This is a genomic window from Rhodococcus sp. ARC_M12 (assembly GCF_022810385.1).
Classification (GTDB): domain Bacteria; phylum Actinomycetota; class Actinomycetes; order Mycobacteriales; family Mycobacteriaceae; genus Rhodococcoides; species Rhodococcoides navarretei.
In genome coordinates this window covers 36,581-56,605 of the sequence record NZ_JALGQI010000022.1, presented here as the reverse complement: position 1 = coordinate 56,605, position 20,025 = coordinate 36,581, and the positions used below count along the sequence as shown (strand labels likewise).

Below are 20,025 nucleotides of genomic sequence, written 5' to 3'. Positions count from 1 at the left end.
GTACCCCTTCTGCACGTGTTCGTCGCGGCCTACCTGTTCTACACAGAATGCGGCCCAGTGGACCGGCTTTCAAATCGTAGACACAAATGTAGATGTATGGCCTCGAGATTCGCCCGATGTGGCATTCTGTCCACACAGACCTCTCGTGAACGACCTGGAGTGGACGGATGGCACAACACCGACCCGAGTACCGACTCGACGACGTGGACCGACGCATCGTCACCGAGCTCAGCCGTGACGGCCGAATGTCCATGCGCGCCCTGGCCGAGGCCACCCATATCTCGCGGGCACACGCCTACGTGCGCGTCGATCGCCTTCTCGACGAAGGGGTGATCGAGGGATTCACCGCGCGCATCGCCTACGAGAAGGCGGGGTTCGGCGCGTCGGCCTATGTGGCACTGTCCATTCGCCAGGATTCCTGGCGCGCCGTCGCCGACGATCTGAGCACCTTCCCGTTCGTCGAACACGTCAGCCTCATGGGCGGGGATTTCGACGCACTCGTTCTGGTGCGCGCTCCGGACACGTCGGCGCTTCGCCATCTCGTTCTCGACAAACTGCAGGGACTCGACGGGATACTCTCGACGCGAACCTGGCTGATCTTCGACGAGGCGATCGGCCCCGGCGCGCAGTGGACCGCAGAGACAACGAACGAGAGAAATCCATGACTACGTCCGAGCGAGAACAGAACTCCACCGACGTCGTCGTGATCGGGGGCGGAATCGGTGGCGTCTCGCTCGGCTACGAACTCGCGAGCGACCGACGCGTCACACTGCTCGAGCGCGAATCCACTCTGGCCTTCCACACCACCGGACGCTCGGCTGCCCTGTTCCTGGAAACATACGGCAACAACGCGATTCGCGCTCTGACGACGGCCAGCCGAGCCTTCCTGGTCGACCCGCCGGACTACATCCGATCCGAACTGCTCGCCCCGCGTCCGCTGTTGCAGTTCGCGGCCACCGGCCGAGGTGACGCTCTCGAGGCGATGTACGCAGACGTCAGCCGTCTGACACCCGACGCGCAACTGGTCTCCCCCACCGACGCACGCACGCTCTTTCCGCCGCTGCGCCCGGAATTGATCGATTGTGCACTGTACGAACCTCACTCGATGGAAGTCGACGTCCACGCACTGCATCAAGGCTTCGTGCGGGGGCTACGCGATCGAGGTGGGCGAGTCCGCACCGGGGCAGGCGTGACGCGGATCGCACGCGTCGACGGACTGTGGCACGTGCACACCACGGACGGTGCGGTCCATACCGCTCCCCTCGTCGTCGACGCAGCAGGCGCATGGGCAGACGTGGTCGGCGCACTGGCGGGTGCCGATCCGATCGGACTCGTCCCGATGCGTCGGTCGGTCTTCATGGTCGCCGCGCCCGAGGATCTCGACACCGCGAAGCTTGCGACACTGAGCGATATCGACGAGAAGTTCTACATCAAACCCGAAGGCGCACAACTTTTGTGCTCGCCTGCGGACGAGACGCCCACCGAGCCCAGCGATGCACGCCCGGACGAGTTGGAGATCGCCCGCGCGTTCGACGACATTGCCGAGGCGACCACGTTGACGGCGCGGCACGTCCGGTCGTCCTGGGCCGGCTTGCGCAGCTTCGTTCCCGACCGAACGCCGGTCGTCGGATTCGATCCGAACATCGAGGGTTTCTTCTGGTGCGCCGGTCAGGGTGGGTACGGAATTCAGACGTGCGCGGCACTGGCGCGGGTGGGCGCGGCAATCGTTCGCGGAGAACCGCTTCCGGCCGATGTCACCGAGCGCGGGCTACGGGCAGGCGACTTGGCTCCGCACCGCTTCGGGTAGAGGCGCTCCGCGCCACGTGCACGAAAGTTCGACCCCTGCTACGAAGTTCCACTCACGTGCGGCGCAGCCGCTCTACCGACGACGCGTCGTAGATCGCGCAGCGTGGTTCGGTAGATGTCCACCAGATCGGCGTCCTGCCCGGCGTCGATGCGCTCGGCCCAGTCGTCGAAGGCGATTCGCATCGCCATCCCGGCCCCCTCGATCAGCAACCTTGCGTACGAACGTGATTCGTGGCCATTGAGCGTGGCGGCCACCGAGTCGGTGACGCGACACAACGTCATGGCGTCGGTGGCGAAGGCCGCGGCACGCAGGTGGTCGTCGCGCCCGATCAGCCGCCGGGTACGCAGCAGGCGATCTCGCGCCTCGTCCGGTGCAGCGGAAAATCGTTCGACGGATTGCTCGTACAGTGCTTCGATTGCAGCGAGGGTGACGTCCTCGGGTGCCCTCGATGCCAGCCAGGCGTCGATATCGAGCTCGAACTCGGGGGCGAGGCCGAGTACCGATTCTTCCTTGGATGCAAAGCTACGAAAGAACGTGCTGGGCGATACACCTGCCCGGCGCGCGATCTGGTCGACCGTCGTCGCGGCGCAGCCCTGCGTCTCGAACAGATCGAGCGCGGCGCGGGTGATCTCGAGCTGGGTTTCTCGGCGACGTCGCTCGCGCAGATCCGGTACGTGCTCGCTCATCGTCCTCCAACCATCGACCACACCTCGGTATTCTCGCCGTCAACTTACCAGTAATGTTCAAGTTGACAGTCACTGTCACAATGAGTCAGGCTGTCTCAACACGATTTCTCTTCACACTTCGAGCCCATACGCGAAAGTTCTCGACACATGACCACACCTGAGACCGACCACGCACCCGACGGGCAGCTCGCGCCGGGCAGCAAATTACTGATCGGCATCCTCGTCATCGCGGCATTCGTGATGATCCTCAACGAGACGATCATGAGCGTGGCGCTGCCCACCTTGATGGTCGACCTGAACATCACGGCGACCACCGCGCAATGGCTCACCACCGGATTTCTGCTGACGATGGCGGTGGTCATCCCCGTCACCGGATTCCTGTTCCAGCGCTTCACCTTGCGCCAGGTATTCGTGGCGGCGATGACTCTGTTCACCATCGGCACGCTGCTCGCGGCCTCCGCCCCGGGCTTCGAGCTCCTCCTGCTCGGCCGCATCACCCAGGCCAGCGGTACGGCGATCATGCTGCCGCTGCTGATGACCACGGTGCTCACCGTCGTTCCGGCGAACAAGCGCGGCGCAATGATGGGCGTGATCTCGATCGTCATCGCCGTGGCCCCCGCCGTCGGCCCGACCATCTCCGGAATCATCCTGAACTCGCTGGACTGGCGTTGGATGTTCTGGCTCGTGCTCCCCATCGCACTCGTCGCGTTCGCCATCGGTACCACTCTGGTGAAGAACGTGACCCGAACCAGTCGGCCGTCGTTCGATCCGCCGTCGGTCGTGTTGTCCGCGTTGGCTTTCGGCGGGATCGTCTACGGCTTGAGCAGCCTGGGACACTCGGCCGAGGAATCCGTCGTGCCGGTATGGCTGCCACTGGTGGTCGGAGCGATCGCACTCGTGGTGTTCGTGCTGCGTCAGATCGCCCGGCAAGATCAGGGTGGAGCCCTGCTGGACATGCGTCCGTTTCGCACCCCCACCTTCAGCATCGGCCTCGGCATGATCGCGATCTCGATGATGGCACTGTTCGGCGCTCTGATCCTGCTACCGATGTACCTGCAGAACGTCCGCGGTCTCGACACCCTTGACACCGGACTGATGCTGCTCCCCGGCGGACTGCTGATGGGCCTGCTCGCGCCGTTCGTCGGACGTATCTTCGACCGAATCGGACCGCGTCCGTTGGTCATTCCAGGTGCAATGGTGGTGAGCGCCGCGTTGTGGTCGATGACCGTCCTGGACGCGCAGTCCGCCCTTCCGCTCGTGATCGGTATCCACATGCTGCTCTCGGCAGGTCTCGCGCTCATCATGACACCGCTCATGACCTCCTCGCTGGGATCGCTCCCCACCAAGCTGTACTCGCACGGTAGCGCCATCTTCAGCACGGTTCAGCAATTGGCAGGTGCCGCAGGTACCGCACTGTTCGTCACCGTGATGTCGAACACCGCAGCGGCCCGTATCGCCGACGGCGCAACCGCTGTGGGCGGCTCCGAGGCCGGCATCCACACCGCATTCCTCTACGGCGGGGCGGTCTCGCTGGTGGCAGTGGCGGCGTCGTTCTTCATCCGCGCCCCGGCTCACAGTGATCGGGACGAGGTCGCTCCGGCACAGCCGGTGCACTGAGTCACCTCGATTCGGCCATCTCCACGGCGGCAGAAACGATCTCGTCCTCCGAGAGGAGGACGAGATCGGCCGCGCCGCCGAGCGGAACGAACGAGTTCTTGCTCGCCACTCGGCCGACCGTACCCTCGTATCCACCCTCGATCAGCGCAGTCACGACACCTTCGCCCACTCCCCCGTCGTGCCGAGTCTCGTCCGCGATCAACACTCGATCGAAGCCGACCAATCGGCGCAGAAGGTCGCCGACCGGCAAAGGAACTATCCAGCGCAGATCGACGACTGTCACGCCGATCCCCCTCTCACGCAACCTCGACGCTGCCCGCATGCTCATCACCACCCCGTTGCCGAAGGTGACGATGGCCAGGTCCGGACCGTCCGAACAGGTTGCGACGGTGCCGAATTCGGCGTCCGAATCATCCCCGCTCCGCAATGCCCCGTCGCCGTCGTGCAGATCGGCTCGGTGGTACAGCGCAATCGGCTCCAGGAAGACGCACACCCGCCCCTCCTCGACAGCCAGTGCCACACAAGTTCTCAGGAGACCGGCAGCCTCCGCCGCCGAACTCGGAACGGCGACGACGATTCCCGGAATGTCGCGCAGGACGGCCACCGCATTGTCGTTGTGGAAGTGCCCACCGAAGCCGCGTTGATACGCCAGACCGGCGATGCGCACCACCATCCCGTTGGTGAACTGCGCATCGGAGAAGAACCTCAGCGACGCCGCCTCACCGCGTAATTGATCCTCGGCGTTGTGCAGGTACGCCAGATACTGAATCTCCGGTATCGGAACGAAGCCCGCGAGCGCGGCACCAAGGGCGGTGCCGAGCACGGTCTGCTCATCGAGCAACGTGTCGAAAACTCTTGCTGCGCCGAACTTCTTGCGCAAACCCTTCGTGACTCCGTAGACGCCGCCCTTGACCGCCACGTCCTCCCCGAACACGAGGACCTCCGGTCGCGCCGCCATGACGTCGGTGAGCGTCCTGCCGATCATCGCGGCAAGAGTCAGACGCTCCTCGCCATGCGCAGCTCGCAGGCTTCGCTCGGTTGCCGCCACCGCCCCCGGTCGCCGTTCGGTGAGCGGAAACATCACCGCGTCCGCGGTCGCGAGGCGTGTCGACGCTCCGGATCGCAGTGAGTGGACCGTCGCCTCGGCCTCGGACATGACGGTCTCGCGCATCGCCTCGTACCGGCCCTCGACGTCGGCTGCAGTCAGCACTCCGGCAGCGATCAATGCACGGGCACTGGCCAGCAGCGGATCTCGCGCATAGTCGCCGACGATGTCTGCGCTCGTTCGATACGCGAGTTCGGCGTCGGAGCCGGCGTGGCCCATCAACCGCACCGTCTCGAGATGCAGAACCACCGGCCTGCGCCCCGACCGCACTGCCGCGACGGCCGCATCGACGGTGCGCATCAACGAAACAGGGTCGCTGCCGCCGGCTCGGAGGTACTCGATCGAGGCGAACCGGCCGAGCGACTGCTCGATCCATCCCTTGGGCGACCGGGTACTGATGCCGATGCCGTTGTCCTCGCAGACGAACAGGATCGGCATCGGGATCGACTGGTGCGCACAGTACGCAGCCGAGTTCAGCGCACCCACCGTCGTCGAATGGTTGGCCGAGGCATCACCGAAGCTGCACACCACGATGGCATCCTCGGGCCACGGAGTGCGATGACGCAGCGCCTTCGCGCGACCGAGAGAGAACGCCAGACCGACTGCGCGTGGAACCTGCGAACCGATCGTCGACGTCTGCGGGACGATGCCCAGATCCGGGTGCCCGAACACCTTGTGTCGTCCGCCGGACATGGGATCTCGAGTCGAGGCGACCAGACTCGCCAGCACATCCTGGATCGGTTTCGAACCCGGATACTGTTGTGCACGTGCAGCATAGAAGCCGCCGGAGCGGTAGTGCAGCAACGCCGGGTCGGACACCTCGGTCGCGGCCCCGACAGCTGCGTTGGCCTCGTGGCCGGACGAACCGATGGTGTAATAGCCGGAGCCCGTGGACTGCAACCAGCGAGCGGCGAAGTCGAGATGCCGACTCGCGAGTTGCGCGTCGAAGTACCGGATCAGTCGCTGCGGTTCGGCGACGACCGACCCATTGAGTCCGGTCGAACGAACCTGCTGCAGGAAGTACTCGTCGATCGCCTCGGCCACGCTCGCACCTGTTTCTCCCTCTAGCCGAGCTGGGACATCAGCTCAGGGCGATCATATCCATGGGAGCACTCAGCAACCGGCCGACGAGCGCAAGGAATTGCGATCCCTGCTGGCCGTCGACGAGCCGATGATCGAACGACAGTGACAGTGTCGTCACGGACCGCAACGCGATCTCGCCCTCGTGTTCCCAGGGCATGCGGCGGATCGAACCGAAGCACAGGATGGCAGCTTCGCCGGGATTGAGGATGGGAGTGCCTGCATCGACACCGAACACTCCGACGTTGGTGATCGTGATGGTGCCGTCGGCGAGATCGGCCGGACTGCTCTTGCCCTCCTTGGCCGTGCGCGTCAGCTCCGACAGCGCGCGGGCGATATCCACCAGAGAGAGCTCGTGGGCGTCCTTGATGTTCGGCACCATCAGGCCGCGCGGAGTCGCCGCGGCGATACCGAGATTGACGTAGTGCTTGGTGACGATCTCCTGGGTTGCCTCGTCCCAGGACGAGTTCAGCGACGGATTCGATTTCAGCGCAACGAGAACCGCCTTGGCGACCAGAGCCAGCGGAGTCAGCCGTACGTCGGCGAAGTGAGCCGAGGACCGTAGGGACTCCAGCAGTGTCAGGGTTTCGGTGACGTCCACGGTCACGAACTCGGTGACGTGTGGAGCGGTGAATGCACTGCGTACCATTGCATCCGCCGTGTGCTTGCGCACTCCCTTGATCGGGGTGCGCACTTCGCGGCCGACCCGGGACGGGATCTGCTCCCCTGCGGTGTCGGCTCCGTGCAGATACGACTCGACATCGTCGCGGGTGACGTCGCCGCGGTCCCCGGTGGGCGGCACGTCGGCGAGGTCGACGGCGTTGTCCTTGGCGATCTTTCGCACCGGCGGTGCCGCCAGCGGTTTTCCGTTCTGCGCGGTCGGTGTCGGGGTGACCGCTGCAGTTCCACGGCCGCCGCGTCGACTGGAGCCTTCCTTCGCCACTCCGTAGCCGACCAGAACCGGTACGCGTTCGTCCTCGTCCTCGGCCGCAACCACCTCGTCCACCTCGGACGCGGCGGGCTCCGACTCCACACCGTCCTCGTTGTCGGCACCGACCCTGATATCTATGATCGGCACCCCGACTTCGACGGTGTCGCCCTCCGAGACATGCAGCGCAGCAACGACACCGGCGAACGGTGACGGAAGTTCGACGGCTGCCTTGGCCGTTTCGACCTCGGCGATGTTCTGATTCAGCTCGATGGTGTCGCCGACCGCGACGAGCCAGGTCAGCAGGTCGGCCTCGGTGAGGCCCTCCCCGAGGTCGGGTAGTGGAAAGCTCTTGATCGTGGGCATCGTCGAATCCTGTTCGGTCGAAATCGGCGGTCGGTGAGCGCGAGGTCAGTGCGAGCGGCAGCGGTCGACTGCGTCGAGAATGCGGTCGACGTCGGGGAGGTAGAACTTCTCGAGTTTCGACGCCGGGTACGGGGTCGCGAAACCACCGACGCGCATCACCGGTGCCTCGAGGTTGTAGAAGCACCGTTCGGATACTCGCGCTGCGATCTCCGAGCCGAGGCCCATGAACACCGGGGCCTCGTGGGTGACGACCAGTCGTCCGGTCTTGCGCACCGAGGCCTCGATGGTCTCGAAGTCGATCGGCGAGAGTGAGCGAAGATCGATGACCTCGATCGACAGTCCCTCGTGGGCAGCCACTTCGGCGGCCTTGCGCGCGGTGGCGACGAGTGGTCCGTAGGCGATGAGGGTGACGTCGGTGCCCTCGGTGACGACCCGCGCTCGGTGCAGTGGGTACGACGCGTCGGCGTCGAGGTCGATCGGGCTCTTCTCCCAGTACCGTCGCTTCGGCTCGAAGAACAACACCGGATCATCGCTGGCGATGGCCTGCTGGATCATCGAATAGCCGTCGGCAGCGTTGCTGCACGTGACGACGCGAAGACCTGCGGTCTGCGCGAAATACCCTTCGGGAGATTCGGAGTGGTGCTCGACGGCACCGATTCCGCCACCGTAGGGCACTCTGATCGTCATCGGGATCTTCACGTTTCCACTGGTGCGGTAGTGCAGTTTGGCCACCTGCGAAACGATCTGGTCGAACGCCGGATAGATGAAACCGTCGAACTGGATCTCGCACACCGGCCGGAATCCCCGCATCGCCAGACCGACGGCGGTACCGATGATGCCCGATTCCGCCAACGGCATGTCGAGCACACGGCCGGGTCCGAAGTCCTTCTGCAGGCCGTCGGTGATGCGGAAGACGCCGCCGAGCTTGCCGATGTCCTCGCCCATCAGCAGGACTTTCGGATCGTTCTCCATCGCTCGCCGCAGACCTGCGTTGATGGCCTTGCCCAACGGAAGACTGGTGGGCCGTTCCAGGGTGGTCATGACATGGCTCCTTCGAATCCGGCTTGGTACGAGGCGAATCGAGCGCGCTCGTCGTCCAGGAGAGGGTGGGGATCTGCGTAGACGTTGTCGAAGACCGACATCGCGGCCGGTTCGACGGTCTCGAGGCAACCGCGGCGAAGCTCGGCGGCCACGTCGTCGGCCGTCTGCTTCACCGAGGCGGCGAACGCGTCGTCGAACACGCCGATTCGCCTGAGCAGCTTCTCGATTCGGTCGATCGGATCCTTGGCGCGCCACTCGTCGTCGGTGGCACCCGAGCGGTACCGCGTCGGATCGTCCGAGGTCGTGTGCGGGCCCATGCGGTAGGTGACGGCCTCGATGAGCGTCGGGCCGCTGCCTTCACGCGCCCGCGCCAGCGCTGCCCGGGTCACGGCCAGAACCGCGAGAACGTCGTTGCCGTCGACGCGGACCGACGGGATTCCGTATCCCTCGCCGCGGGCGGCGATCGTCGCCTTCGTCTGCACCGTCACCGGTTCGGAGATGGCCCACTGGTTGTTCTGGCAGAAGAACACCACCGGCGCGTGAAAACTCGCGGCGAAACCGAGTGCCTCGGAAATGTCACCCTGGCTGGTTGCGCCGTCGCCGAAGTAGGTGATGGCTGCGCCCTCGGCACCCTCGAGCTGCATGCCGATCGCGTACCCGGTCGCGTGCAGACCCTGCGATCCCACGATGATCGCCGGTGTCGTCATGCGGTACTCGTACGGGTCCCACCCCGACAGCGTCGATCCGCGCCAGAACCGCAGCATCTGGGTGGGGTCTACTCCGCGGCAGTAAGCGACACCGTGCTCGCGGTAGCTGGCGAACACGAAGTCCTCGGTGTCGAGTGCACGAGCGGATCCGACCTGTGCCGCTTCCTGTCCGAGCAACGGCGCCCACAAGCCCAGTTCGCCCTGTCGCTGCAGTGCGGTGGCCTCGGAATCGATGCGCCGGACGACAACGAGATCGCGGTACATCTCCATCATCGCGGCTGTGTCGATATCGGCGACAAGGGGCGAGTAGGTCTCGTTGCGCACCACTGTTCCCGATTCTTTGATCAGCTGAACCAGCGAGTTGGTGTTCATGGTCGTGGCACTCTCCGTCCTGATGTGATGTCCTTCACAAGAACACCACCGACATCCACCCTGCACAAGTGATGACTTCAGAACTGCGCAGCGTGCACAATATTGGGTAACGACCGAGCTACAGGAAGTGCGCAATGACCGATCTGGACAAGACCGACGCTCGACTTCTGCTCGCCCTCTGCGCGAGGCCGCGAGCCACCGGCGTCGAACTCGCCACCACATTGGGACTGTCTCGGAACACCGTCCAGGCGCGCCTCGGTCGATGGGACGACAAGGGGTCGCTCACTCCGATCGACCACCGCATCCCACCGAAGTCACTGGGGCGGCCGCTGCAGGCATTCGTCACCGCACAGGTCAATCAACACACGCTGGCCGCGGTGACCGAGCACCTGCGCACCATCCCGGAAGTGCTCGAGGTGTTCGGGCTGTCCGGAGCCGCAGACATGCACATCCGCATCGCGGCCGTCGACGCCGACGACCTGTATCGCATCGCGGGTCTCATTCTCGATATCCCCGGAGTCGAGCGCACCAACATGTCCATCGCGATGTCGGAGTTGATCCAGTACCGCACCAAGCCGTTGCTCGAACAGCTCGCCGAGGAGGGCCGACGCTGAGCAGCCAGACCAGCGCTGCCGCGTCGATCAACGCACCACCGTGCAACATGCACGTTCTCGGCAGCGGCGGTTGACCAGCGTGCATGCTCACGGCACTCTTCGACGGACATGTTCCCGGATACCATCCATTTCCGGGTACCGCCGCCTCATCACCGAAAGAGACTGCCTGTGTCCGTCGTTGCCGACCGCCCCGCCGCCGTACCCACCTCGATCGATCCCTTGCCGGCAGGGGTCTTCGATCGTTCCGACATGCCGCACGACTCTGCCCACGAGCGCGTCGTGTTCTGCCAGGATCGTGACACCGGTCTGCGTGCGATCATCGCAGTCCACTCCACGACGCTCGGTCCTGCCCTCGGCGGAACTCGCTTCTACCCCTACGCATCCGAGCAGGATGCGCTGACCGATGTTCTACGGCTCTCCCGCGGAATGACGTACAAGGCAGCCGTCGCCGGAGTCGACCTCGGCGGCGGTAAAGCGGTGATCATCGGCAACCCCAACGCCATCAAGACCCCGACACTGTTGAGCGCCTACGGCCGGTTCGTCGAATCGCTCGGCGGGACCTACGTCACGGCGGGCGATGTGGGGACCAACAGCGACGATCTCGACATCATCGGTGAGGAGACGGCGCACGTCGTCGGCAAGAACACCACCGCGGGCGGCACCGGCGACAGCGGCCCGCAGACTGCACTCGGAGTCTTTCTCTCGCTTCGGGCCGCAGCCGAATCGGTATGGGGCTCGGACGATCTGACCGGCAAGCGTGTCGGCGTCGAGGGCGCAGGCAAGGTGGGGTACGACCTCGTCGCGCTGCTTCGTGAGGCCGGTGCCGAGGTGATCGTTAGCGACTCCTACGTACCCGCACTCGATCGCATCGCCCTGGACTTCCCCGGGGTCACCATCGGATCCGACATCATCGGTGCCGACATCGACGTCTACGCGCCGTGCGCCATGGGTGCCACGCTCGACGCCTCGTCGGTGGCTCGATTGTCGGCGTCCATCGTGTGCGGTGCAGCGAACAATCAACTCCTCACCCCCGATGTCGAAGCGATGCTGGCTGCGCGCGGAATCGTCTGGGTACCGGACTACGTCGCCAACGCCGGCGGCCTGATCCAGGTGGAAGGCGAACTGCGCGGCAAGGATTCGGCCGAGGTGATGGCCACGATCGGGAAGATCCGCGACACCGTAACCGGCATCTTCGCCATCGCGCGTGCGGAGGGCATTCTGCTGGGAGCCGCCGCCGATCGTCTGGCCGAAGACCGGATCACGGCCGCCAAGGGCTGAGAACGCACCGGCACGTATCGCTCCACTTCCGGCCGTCGATCGGGAATTCCCGCACTGACGGTCGAGGAGTGGAGCGACACGTGCAGGACTACCGAAGCGCGATGTACTTCGTCTCGAGGTATTCCTCGATGCCTTCGGACCCGCCCTCGCGGCCGAAGCCCGATTCCTTGACGCCACCGAAGGGAGCAGCCGCGTCCGAGATGGCACCTCGATTGACCCCGACCATGCCGGTGTCCAGTGCTGCCGATACCCGCAGGGCACGGTCGAGGTTCTCGGTGTAGAAGTAGGCCACCAATCCGTACCGGGTGTCGTTGGCTGCGGCCACTGCCTCGTCCTCGGTGTCGAATCCGATGATCGCTGCCACCGGGCCGAAAATCTCGTCCTGCAACAGATTCGCGTCCGCGGGGATTCGGTCGAGCACCGTCGGCGCGTAGAAGAATCCGGGTCCCTCGGGCGTCGTACCTCCGGTGCGTACCCGGGCACCCTTGGCCACTGCATCGTCCACCAGTGCGGTGACCGTTCTACGCTGCTTGTCGTTGATGAGCGGCCCGATGTCGGTGCCCTCTCGGTCACCCGCACCGACCGTCAGGGCCTCGATCCGCGCGGTCAGTTTCGTGGTGAATTCCTCCCGCACCGAGTTCGCGACGTACAGACGGTTGGCCGCCGTGCATGCTTCTCCGCCGTTGCGCATCTTGGCGAGCATCGCCCCGTCGACGGCCGCATCGATGTCCGCGTCGTCGAACACGATGAACGGAGCGTTGCCGCCGAGCTCCATCGACGTCCGCAGGAGGCGGTCGGCTGCGTTGCGCACCAACAGCTTTCCCACGCCGGTCGATCCGGTGAACGTGACCTTCCTCAGTCTCGGGTCGTCCATCAACGGTCCGGTGACCGCCGCCGCGTCGGAGGCCGGAAGGATCGAGAGCACCCCACTGGGCAACCCGGCGTCGGCGAACACCTGCCCGAGCAGCAGCATCGTCAACGGGGTGTCCTCGGCCGGTTTGACGATGACGGTGCAGCCCGCCGCGAGTGCGGGGCCGATCTTACGGGTACCCATCGCCAGCGGAAAGTTCCACGGCGTGATGGCCAGCACCGGGCCGACGGGCACCTTGGTCACCATGATTCGGCCGTTGCCCGCAGGCGCGGGGGTGAACCGGCCACCGATCCGAACGGCTTCCTCGCTGAACCAGCGCAGGAATTCGCCGCCGTAGGTCACCTCACCGCGGCTTTCCACCAACGACTTTCCCATTTCGAGGGTCATCAGCAGAGCGAAGTCGTCCGCGCGCTCCTGCAGCAGATCGAACGCACGCCGCAGAATCTCTGCTCGCTCACGAGCGGGCGTCGCCGCCCACAGCGGTTGCGCCGCAGCGGCCAGATCGAGCGCGGAGACGCCGTCGGCCGCGGTGGCGTCGGCGACGGTGGTGAGTTCTTCGCCGGTCGCCGGGTTCAGTACGGAGAATCGGCCACCCGACGCCGACGGGGTCTGCTCACCACCGAGCCACAGATCGGTGGGCAGCGAGGAGATCAGATCGTGGGCCGACATGTCAGTTCCCCTGTGCCACAGTGCGAAGCGCGCCTTCGAGGACGGTGAGCGCGTCGTCCAGCAGCTCGTCGGAGATCACCAGGGGCGGCAGCAGGCGGATGACGTTGCCGTAGGTACCGCACGTCAGCACGATCACCCCGGCCTCGAGTGCCGCGGCCGCAACCGCTTTGGTGGCCTCGGGATTGGGCTCACGTCCACCGGGCACCACGAGCTCGATCGCGAGCATGGCTCCGCGGCCACGCACGTCGCCGATGATGCCGAGCTCGGACGCCAACGCGTTCAGTCGCTCGGACACGGTGCGTTCGATGTCGCGGGCACGGGCATTGAGGTCGAGCGTCTCCATCTGCTCGATGGATGCGATGGCCGCGGCGCAGGCCACCGGGTTGCCGCCGTAGGTGCCGCCGAGTCCACCGGGGTGCACGGCGTCGATCAGATCGGCACGGCCGGTGACGGCGGCCAGCGGCATACCACCTGCGATGCCCTTGGCCATGGTGATCAGGTCCGGCACGACGCCTTCGTGCTCGCTCGCGAACCAAGCTCCGGTGCGGGTGAATCCGGACTGCACCTCGTCGGCGATGAACACTACGCCGTTCTCCCGCGCCCAGTTCGCCAGTGCAGGCAGGAATCCTTCGGCAGGCACGACGAAGCCGCCCTCACCCTGAATAGGCTCGATCAGGATGGCCGCGAGATTGTCTGCGCCGACCTGCTTTTCGATGACGGAAATCGCCCTCGCCGCAGCCTGAGCACCGGTGACCGCGGAACCGTCGGCGTTCAGACCTTCGCGGAACGGATACGACATCGGAGCGCGGTAGATCTCGGGAGCGAACGGTCCGAATCCACTCTTGTACGGCATCGACTTCGAGGTCAGTGCCATCGTCAGGTTGGTGCGACCGTGGTACGCGTGGTCGAACACGACGACAGCGGAGCGTCCGGTGGCGTGCCGCGCGATCTTGACCGCGTTCTCGACGGCTTCGGCACCGCTGTTGAACAGGACGCTGCGCTTGTCGTGATCGCCGGGCGTCAGCTCGGCCAGCTTCTCGGCGACCTCGATGTAACCCTCGTACGGTGCGATCATGAAGCACGTGTGGGTGAAGTGCGCGACCTGATCCTGCACGGCGGCAACGACTGCCGGGTTGGATGCACCGACTGTCGTCACGGCGATTCCGGCCCCGAGGTCGATCAGCGAGTTCCCGTCGACGTCGACCACAACGCCACCGTCGGCATCGGCCACGTACACCGGCAGCGTCGACGCCACCCCTGCACCCACGACGGCCTTGCGGCGCTGTGCCAGCGCCGCCGATTTCGGCCCGGGGAAGGCGGTGACGATCCTGCGTTCCTGCGGAAGTCGGTACTCGATCGAGGCCATGGTCGCACCTTTCGTGTGGGCTGGTCGAGTCAGTATGCGACCGCTCCCACCCGAAAGTCCGGTGCCATTGTGTACACCCCAGGGTTCGATTGCACTCCAATTCGGCAGCCAGGGCGTTACAGTTCGTTCGGTGAGCATCGAGATGTCCTGGCTGCTGAGACAGCAACACCTCCGCCTGAGTCACCGCGGCGGGCCCGAGCGCAGTCCTTCACCCATCACCTTTGCGCAGGCGACCGAACTCACCGATCCAAGTCCGTGGTTGTCCGGCGGCGAACTGATCCTGACGACAGGACTGGGATTCGACTCCGACGGTCCGGCACTCGGCGCGTACGTCCGCACACTGGCCGCCGCTGGTGTCGCCTGCCTGGGATTCGGAGTCGGGTTGTCCCACAGCACTGTTCCCCGCCATCTGCTCGACGCCGCCGAGGAGGTCGGACTTCCCGTCGTGGAGGTTCCCTACGACACCCCGTTCGCCGCCGTCATCAGATCGGTCATGAAGCGGATCGCCGAGCAGGAGTACGAGCAGGTACTGCGCGCCGCCTCGGTGCAGACCCGAATCACGCGGGCGGCCCTGCACGGCGGCGTCGACGCGATCGTCCGTGAGCTGGCCGTCGCCACCTCGACATCGGTGGCACTGATCGGCAACCGAACCGAATCGTTCCATCCGGCAGCGGCAGCCGACCTCGTCGAGAGTTCCCGCCAGATTGCGCGGAGCATTCGACCGTCTGCGTCGCCGGCCACCGTGTCGGTCAGCGAACCCGGCTGCACCGTCACCCTGCATTCCGTCGCGGCCTCCGGCGGAGCATCGAGTTTTCTCGCCATTCGCACGACGGGTCCGGTGACGGGCATCGAACAGATCCTGCTCGGGCATGCCGTGTCGCTGGTGACTCTCGAACTCGAAAAGCCCACGCGGCTGCGCGCCGAGCAGTCCCGGCTCAACACGCTGGCTCTCGGTTTGTTGCTCGACGGGCACCTGCCCTCCCCCGACGACACACAGGTGCCGAGCTATCTCGCCGAGGCCGCCGACGACGACTCGCGGATCAGGGTGGCGGTGCTACGCGGACCGTCGGCACGCATAGTCGAGGCGATCGATGTGGAATGTCGCTCCCGGGCCCGTCCGACGTTCGCCCGGAAGACCGACACCGGAGCCGTGGTGTTGTTACGCGCGACGGACGACTCCGATTTCGTTGCACACCTGCTCGATTCACTGCCCCGATCGGTGTATGTCGGCCTCAGCTCCAGCCACCACATCGCCGATGCCGCCGTGGCGTCGAAGCAGGCGTCGCTCGCGTGTGCTGCGGCCGGGTCGAACGATCGCGTCGTCGAATTCACCGGATCGATGCTGCTCGCCGCCGAACCGGTCCAGGAGTCGTTGCGCGCCATGGCGGCCGTCACCATCTCGGTGCTGGCCGAGTACGACCGCACCCACACCGCGGATCTGGTCGGCTCGCTCCGGGCCTTTCTCGAGGCCAACGGGCATTGGGAGACTGCTGCGACGCATCTCGCCGTCCACCGGCACACCCTGCGAAACCGGATCACTCGCTGCGAGGAGTTGCTCGCGGTCGATCTGACATCGGCGCGGGTGCGAGCGGAATTGTTGCTCGTACTCCTTGCGGTACAGGCGTGAATGCGCTCGTGACCGCATGCCTGTGTGCCAAGCTCGGTCGGTGACCACGCCGCAGCCCCACATCGCCGTCGCGACCGCAAAATCGGTTCGGCTCGGAGTACTGCTGGCGGCGGTCGGTGGATTCCTCGACGCGTACACCTACATCACCCGCGGCGGCGTGTTCGCCGGCGCGCAGACCGGAAACGTGGTGCTGCTCGGGGTCGATGTCGCCGGCGGTCGGTGGGTCGAGGCGCTGGCTTTTCTGCCTCCGCTGGCGGCCTTCGTGCTGGGAGTTGCGACCGCGGAGTTCATCGCGTTGCCCGCGGTGGCGAAGATCGTGCGACGACCGGTACGGGCAGTGCTGGTGTTCGAGATCCTGGTCGTCCTCGTCGTCGGTTTTCTGCCGGCGACCGTCCCCGACGCCGTGGTCTCGGTGATCCTCGCTCACGTCGCCGGCGTGCAGGTGACCACCTTTCGCGTGCTGGTGGATTCGCCGTTCAACACCACCATGACGACCGGGAATCTCCGCAGCATGGCGATGGCCGCATTTCATCGGGTGGTCGAACACGATCTGGAGGCCGGAACGCGCGCCCGACGGTTCGGCGCAGTGATCTCCGGATTCTTCGGCGGGGCACTGATCGGCGCAGTCGCGGTCGAGCTGTTCGGGCTGCGGGCGATCTGGATTGTTGCCCTCATGCTGACCATCGCGCTGGCGCTGTTCGTGTTCGACGAGCGCTCCCCCCGGCCGCTGCGACCGAAGCGCTAGTCACCCAACCGAAGCGGCGCGATGGCGTCGAAGACATCGCCAGGTCCCGGGTTACCGGGTGCCGACGTGCCGCCCAGGTGATGCACGACGCCCCACACCGCATTCAGTGCGGTGTGAATGGCACCCTCGGCCCAGCCTGCAGTCCACGAGATGTCGTCGCCGGCAAGGAAGATGCCTCGATGTCGTGGGTCGAGCTCGTGCTGGACGAAATGCGTGAACAACCTTTCCTGGTAGCGGTAGTGGCCCGGCAGGTTGGCTTTGAAGGCACCCATGAAGTCACGTTCGGTCTCCCAGGACAACGTCACCGGTGTGGAGATGATGTGGCTGCGGAAATCGACACCGGGATAGATCTCCTCGAGCGATCGCAGCATGATGTTCATGCGTTCGGTGGGGTCGAGGGCCAGTAGCTTGAGCGAGTCGTCGGACCACGTGTACGACAGGCAGATCAGTCCGGGACGGCCCTCGCCCTGGTCGAGCAGATACGTGCCGCGGCTCATTCGGTCGGTCAGAGTCATGCTCACCAGATCGCGGCCGGTGACCGGATCCTTGTCCTTCCAGAACGGTCGATCGACGAGCGCGAACACCTTGGTCGACCCCATGTAGTGGGTCCGTTCGATGGCGGTCCAGTGGTCGATGGGGAACAGATCGTCGTCACACCTGATGTTGCTCAACAACATCCAGCTCTGAGCGGTCACGACGGCGGCGGCGTAGGTGCGGATGTTGCCGCGGTCGTCGTGGATCGTGGTGCCGCCGTCGGTGCGCCTGATCTCGGTGACGCGCGACATCGTGGTGCCGCCGTTCAGCGAGGCCACCGACGTGCCGGCGGGCCAGTGGGCCATGTTTGCCGGCGAGTCGGTCCACAGCCGCATCGGCAGTTGCTCTGAACCTCCGACGATTCCGCGGTGGTGGTCGTCCGCTGCCGTGATGACGACGCGAAGGATCTCGAGGATCGAGTTGGGATAATCGGTGTCCCATCCGCCCGTTCCGAAACCGACCTGGCCGAACAACTCCCGCATCCGAAACGACGAGAAGTGTTCGGAGGCGGCAAGAAAACCGTAGAAGGTCTGATCGTCGAACTTCACGATCAGCTCGTTCCAGATTCGTTTGATCTCGGCCACGTCCCGCTTGCGGATCGCACGCTGCAACGGAATCAGTTCGGCGTGGTCCTCCAGCGTTCGGTTCCACGCCTCGGCGACCTCGGCGAACACCGGTGGAAGATCATCGAGTTTGCGTGCGTAGTAGCTCTCACCCTTGAGATCGATCACCGTACTGGGCGTCACCTCGGCCAGCGGATTCGGAAACGGTGTGGTGTCGAGTCCGACGGCGTCGAGGTAGTGGAACAGCGCGGTCGACGACGGCGGAAACCGCATCGCACCCATTTCGGCCACCACTCCTGGATGCCCCTCGAACGGCACCGACCGCATCCGGCCACCGATTCGATCCGATTCGTACACAACGGGTTCCAAACCGAGCTCGAGTAGTTCGCGAGCGACGACCATGCCTGCCAATCCGCCGCCGATCACCGCGACCCGGGTACCGAGGGCCGCGTCGGGAACACGTCCCAGGCCGGCCGGATGCGCGAGGTAATCGTCGTACGCGAACGGAAAGTCCGGGCCGAACATCGTCAGCGGCTGGTCGTCCTCGGATTCGATTGCGCTGTCCGGGGTGACGGGTGTGCTCATCGGTCGGTCTCCTGCTCGGGCCGCGAGGACCCTGTCGGGTAGAGGTCATGGCGGCGATCGGCCAGATGCGTGTTGACGGCGCGGGATCGAGCGAGCTCGGCCGGATCCAGATCCACCGTCAGAAGTTGTTCGTGCGCACCGGCGCGCGCAAGGTCGGTGCCGTCCGGCGCGACGGCGCAGGTCAGTCCGCAGTACGTCAGACTCGTCTCGGTGCCACAGCGGTTGACGTAGGTGACGAACAGCTGGCTCTCGTACGCCCGTGTCGGGACGACGTGTGTTGCGATGATCTCGAACGGGGTCATCAGGCCGGTCGGAACGATCAACCACTGCGTTCCGGCGTCGGCGTGCGCACGAACGGTTTCCGGGAATTCGACGTCGTAGCAGGTGAGCAGACCGCAGCGCAGACCGCCGAAGTCGAACTGCACCAACAGGTCCGGTCCAGGCGAGAAGTGAGCGCGATCGAGTTCACCGAACAGGTGGGTCTTGCGGTAGCGCGCCACCGACCGTCCTGATGCATCGACCACCTGCACCGCATTGAACACCGTGTCGCCGCCGATCTCCGAACGAGTGCGTTCGGGATACCCGTAGACGATTGCGACGCAGCGAGATCGAGCGATTGCCGCCACCCTCTCGAAGATCGGCCCGTCGAACGGTTCGGCTCGTTGGAGCACGAGATCGCCGATGTCGTATCCGCTGACCGACATCTCCGGGGTCACCAGGATCGACGCGCCGGCTGCGGCCGCTCGCATGGCGGCGTCGTCGAGTGCCGCGAGGTTGGCGTCGACGTCGCCGGCCAGTTCGGGGCCTTGGAAGAGCGATACGGTGATCGTCATCGATGCAACTCCTGTTTCCTCATTGCCAACTCCTCGGGCAGCGCCGGTGCCAGCACCCAGAGAACTCGAGCGCCGCCGCTGCCTTCGGTACGGAAGCTGTGCCTGCGCCGCGGCGAGAAGGTGAACGCATCTCCGGGACCGAGCAGTACCTCCTCACCCGCGAACGTGCCGTCCGCCTCGGCTTCGAAGGTCACCCGTAACTCACCCTCGATCACGTGCACGAAAGTGACGTCGAGCGGAAGGGTGTACGCCTCGGCTCCGCTCCCGCCGCCATCGTCGATGTGGCCCAACAGCACCTGCACGCGACGCTCCCCCACCGGGGTCAGTAGGTACTCCGTCATCGCCTCACCGCCGAACATGATGCGCGGTAACGACTGTGCGCGGACCACCTCGCCGGACGGGGCGTCGTCGAACAGGGAGCCGACCGGTACGTCCAGGGCCGCGCAGACGCGAACCAGCGACGCCACCGAGGCGTTCACCTGATCTCGTTCGAGTTTGGACAGGTACCCCTTGGTCACCCCGCAGGTATCGGCGAGCGCGTCGAGCGTCAACCGCTTCTTCTGGCGCGCCTCTCTCAGCCGCGCGCCGATACGCGGCGCGTCGTTGTCGACCTGCGAAGCCACCGACACCG

At 65.4% G+C, this 20,025-nt stretch carries 17 protein-coding genes; 7 read left to right on the top strand and 10 right to left on the bottom strand.

All coding sequences use genetic code 11. The features are described from left to right. Positions 1-167: 167 nt before the first annotated feature. A complete protein-coding gene (locus MTX35_RS23520) occupies positions 168-665 on the top strand; it encodes an Lrp/AsnC family transcriptional regulator (RefSeq protein ID WP_243597240.1) in 498 nt (165 codons plus the stop codon). Beyond that, positions 662-1,807, top strand: a complete 1,146-nt coding sequence (locus tag MTX35_RS23515) for an FAD-binding oxidoreductase (protein ID WP_243597239.1) — start codon at positions 662-664, stop codon at positions 1,805-1,807. The genes MTX35_RS23520 and MTX35_RS23515 overlap by 4 nt, the downstream gene beginning before the upstream one ends. 38 nt (positions 1,808-1,845) lie before the next feature. Here the strand turns inward: MTX35_RS23515 and MTX35_RS23510 are convergent, their stop codons facing one another. Beyond that, on the bottom strand, positions 1,846-2,493 hold the full coding sequence (locus MTX35_RS23510; protein ID WP_243597238.1) for a TetR/AcrR family transcriptional regulator: 648 nt from the start codon (positions 2,491-2,493) through the stop codon (positions 1,846-1,848). A gap of 147 nt (positions 2,494-2,640) precedes the next feature. Here MTX35_RS23510 and MTX35_RS23505 point away from each other — a divergent pair, with 147 nt between their 5' ends. After that, the gene (locus MTX35_RS23505) at positions 2,641-4,110 is read left to right on the top strand and encodes an MDR family MFS transporter (RefSeq protein WP_243597237.1); all 1,470 of its coding nucleotides are present in this window, start codon (positions 2,641-2,643) and stop codon (positions 4,108-4,110) included. Between the two features lies 1 nt (position 4,111). On the opposite strand, the gene MTX35_RS23500 is transcribed toward MTX35_RS23505, so the two are convergent. From MTX35_RS23500 to pdhA, 4 genes are read right to left on the bottom strand one after another with little or no spacing between them, the layout of a single operon-like run. Further along, positions 4,112-6,259: a thiamine pyrophosphate-dependent enzyme gene (locus MTX35_RS23500; RefSeq protein ID WP_243597236.1), complete on the bottom strand. Its 2,148-nt coding sequence runs from the start codon at positions 6,257-6,259 to the stop codon at positions 4,112-4,114. A gap of 37 nt (positions 6,260-6,296) precedes the next feature. After that, positions 6,297-7,589: a dihydrolipoamide acetyltransferase family protein gene (locus MTX35_RS23495; protein WP_243597235.1), complete on the bottom strand. Its 1,293-nt coding sequence runs from the start codon at positions 7,587-7,589 to the stop codon at positions 6,297-6,299. Positions 7,590-7,634: 45 nt separating this feature from the next. Next, positions 7,635-8,630, bottom strand: coding sequence for an alpha-ketoacid dehydrogenase subunit beta (locus MTX35_RS23490; protein WP_243597234.1), 996 nt, complete (start codon positions 8,628-8,630; stop codon positions 7,635-7,637). Further along, a complete protein-coding gene (gene pdhA, locus MTX35_RS23485) occupies positions 8,627-9,709 on the bottom strand; it encodes a pyruvate dehydrogenase (acetyl-transferring) E1 component subunit alpha (RefSeq protein WP_243597233.1) in 1,083 nt (360 codons plus the stop codon). Before pdhA ends, MTX35_RS23490 begins: the two co-directional genes overlap by 4 nt. A 134-nt stretch (positions 9,710-9,843) precedes the next feature. Here pdhA and MTX35_RS23480 point away from each other — a divergent pair, with 134 nt between their 5' ends. Continuing rightward, a complete protein-coding gene (locus MTX35_RS23480; protein ID WP_243597232.1) occupies positions 9,844-10,323 on the top strand; it encodes an Lrp/AsnC family transcriptional regulator in 480 nt (159 codons plus the stop codon). A 249-nt stretch (positions 10,324-10,572) separates the two neighbouring features. Further along, positions 10,573-11,601, top strand: a complete 1,029-nt coding sequence (locus MTX35_RS23475) for a Glu/Leu/Phe/Val dehydrogenase dimerization domain-containing protein (protein ID WP_279396211.1) — start codon at positions 10,573-10,575, stop codon at positions 11,599-11,601. An 88-nt stretch (positions 11,602-11,689) separates the two neighbouring features. Here the strand turns inward: MTX35_RS23475 and MTX35_RS23470 are convergent, their stop codons facing one another. Next, positions 11,690-13,141 carry an NAD-dependent succinate-semialdehyde dehydrogenase gene (locus MTX35_RS23470; protein ID WP_243597230.1) on the bottom strand — a complete coding sequence of 484 codons (1,452 nt, stop codon included), beginning with the start codon at positions 13,139-13,141 and terminating at the stop codon, positions 11,690-11,692. A gap of 1 nt (position 13,142) precedes the next feature. After that, positions 13,143-14,507 (bottom strand): 4-aminobutyrate--2-oxoglutarate transaminase, encoded by a 1,365-nt coding sequence (gabT, locus tag MTX35_RS23465; RefSeq protein WP_243597229.1) that lies wholly within the window; start codon positions 14,505-14,507, stop codon positions 13,143-13,145. A gap of 130 nt (positions 14,508-14,637) precedes the next feature. Here gabT and MTX35_RS23460 point away from each other — a divergent pair, with 130 nt between their 5' ends. Both MTX35_RS23460 and MTX35_RS23455 read left to right on the top strand, forming a co-directional pair. Then, positions 14,638-16,134: a PucR family transcriptional regulator gene (locus MTX35_RS23460; protein ID WP_243597228.1), complete on the top strand. Its 1,497-nt coding sequence runs from the start codon at positions 14,638-14,640 to the stop codon at positions 16,132-16,134. Positions 16,135-16,174: 40 nt separating this feature from the next. Beyond that, positions 16,175-16,879 (top strand): YoaK family protein, encoded by a 705-nt coding sequence (locus MTX35_RS23455; protein ID WP_243597227.1) that lies wholly within the window; start codon positions 16,175-16,177, stop codon positions 16,877-16,879. Here the strand turns inward: MTX35_RS23455 and MTX35_RS23450 are convergent. Genes MTX35_RS23450 through MTX35_RS23440 form a run of 3 tightly spaced genes read right to left on the bottom strand, consistent with a single transcriptional unit; the run spans position 16,876 to position 20,023 of the window. Beyond that, positions 16,876-18,561, bottom strand: coding sequence for an NAD(P)/FAD-dependent oxidoreductase (locus MTX35_RS23450; protein ID WP_243597226.1), 1,686 nt, complete (start codon positions 18,559-18,561; stop codon positions 16,876-16,878). The genes MTX35_RS23455 and MTX35_RS23450 overlap by 4 nt on opposite strands. Beyond that, positions 18,558-19,394 carry a carbon-nitrogen hydrolase family protein gene (locus MTX35_RS23445; RefSeq protein ID WP_243597225.1) on the bottom strand — a complete coding sequence of 279 codons (837 nt, stop codon included), beginning with the start codon at positions 19,392-19,394 and terminating at the stop codon, positions 18,558-18,560. The genes MTX35_RS23450 and MTX35_RS23445 overlap by 4 nt, the downstream gene beginning before the upstream one ends. Further along, on the bottom strand, positions 19,391-20,023 hold the full coding sequence (locus MTX35_RS23440; RefSeq protein WP_243597224.1) for a helix-turn-helix domain-containing protein: 633 nt from the start codon (positions 20,021-20,023) through the stop codon (positions 19,391-19,393). The genes MTX35_RS23445 and MTX35_RS23440 overlap by 4 nt, the downstream gene beginning before the upstream one ends. Positions 20,024-20,025 lie beyond the last annotated feature (2 nt).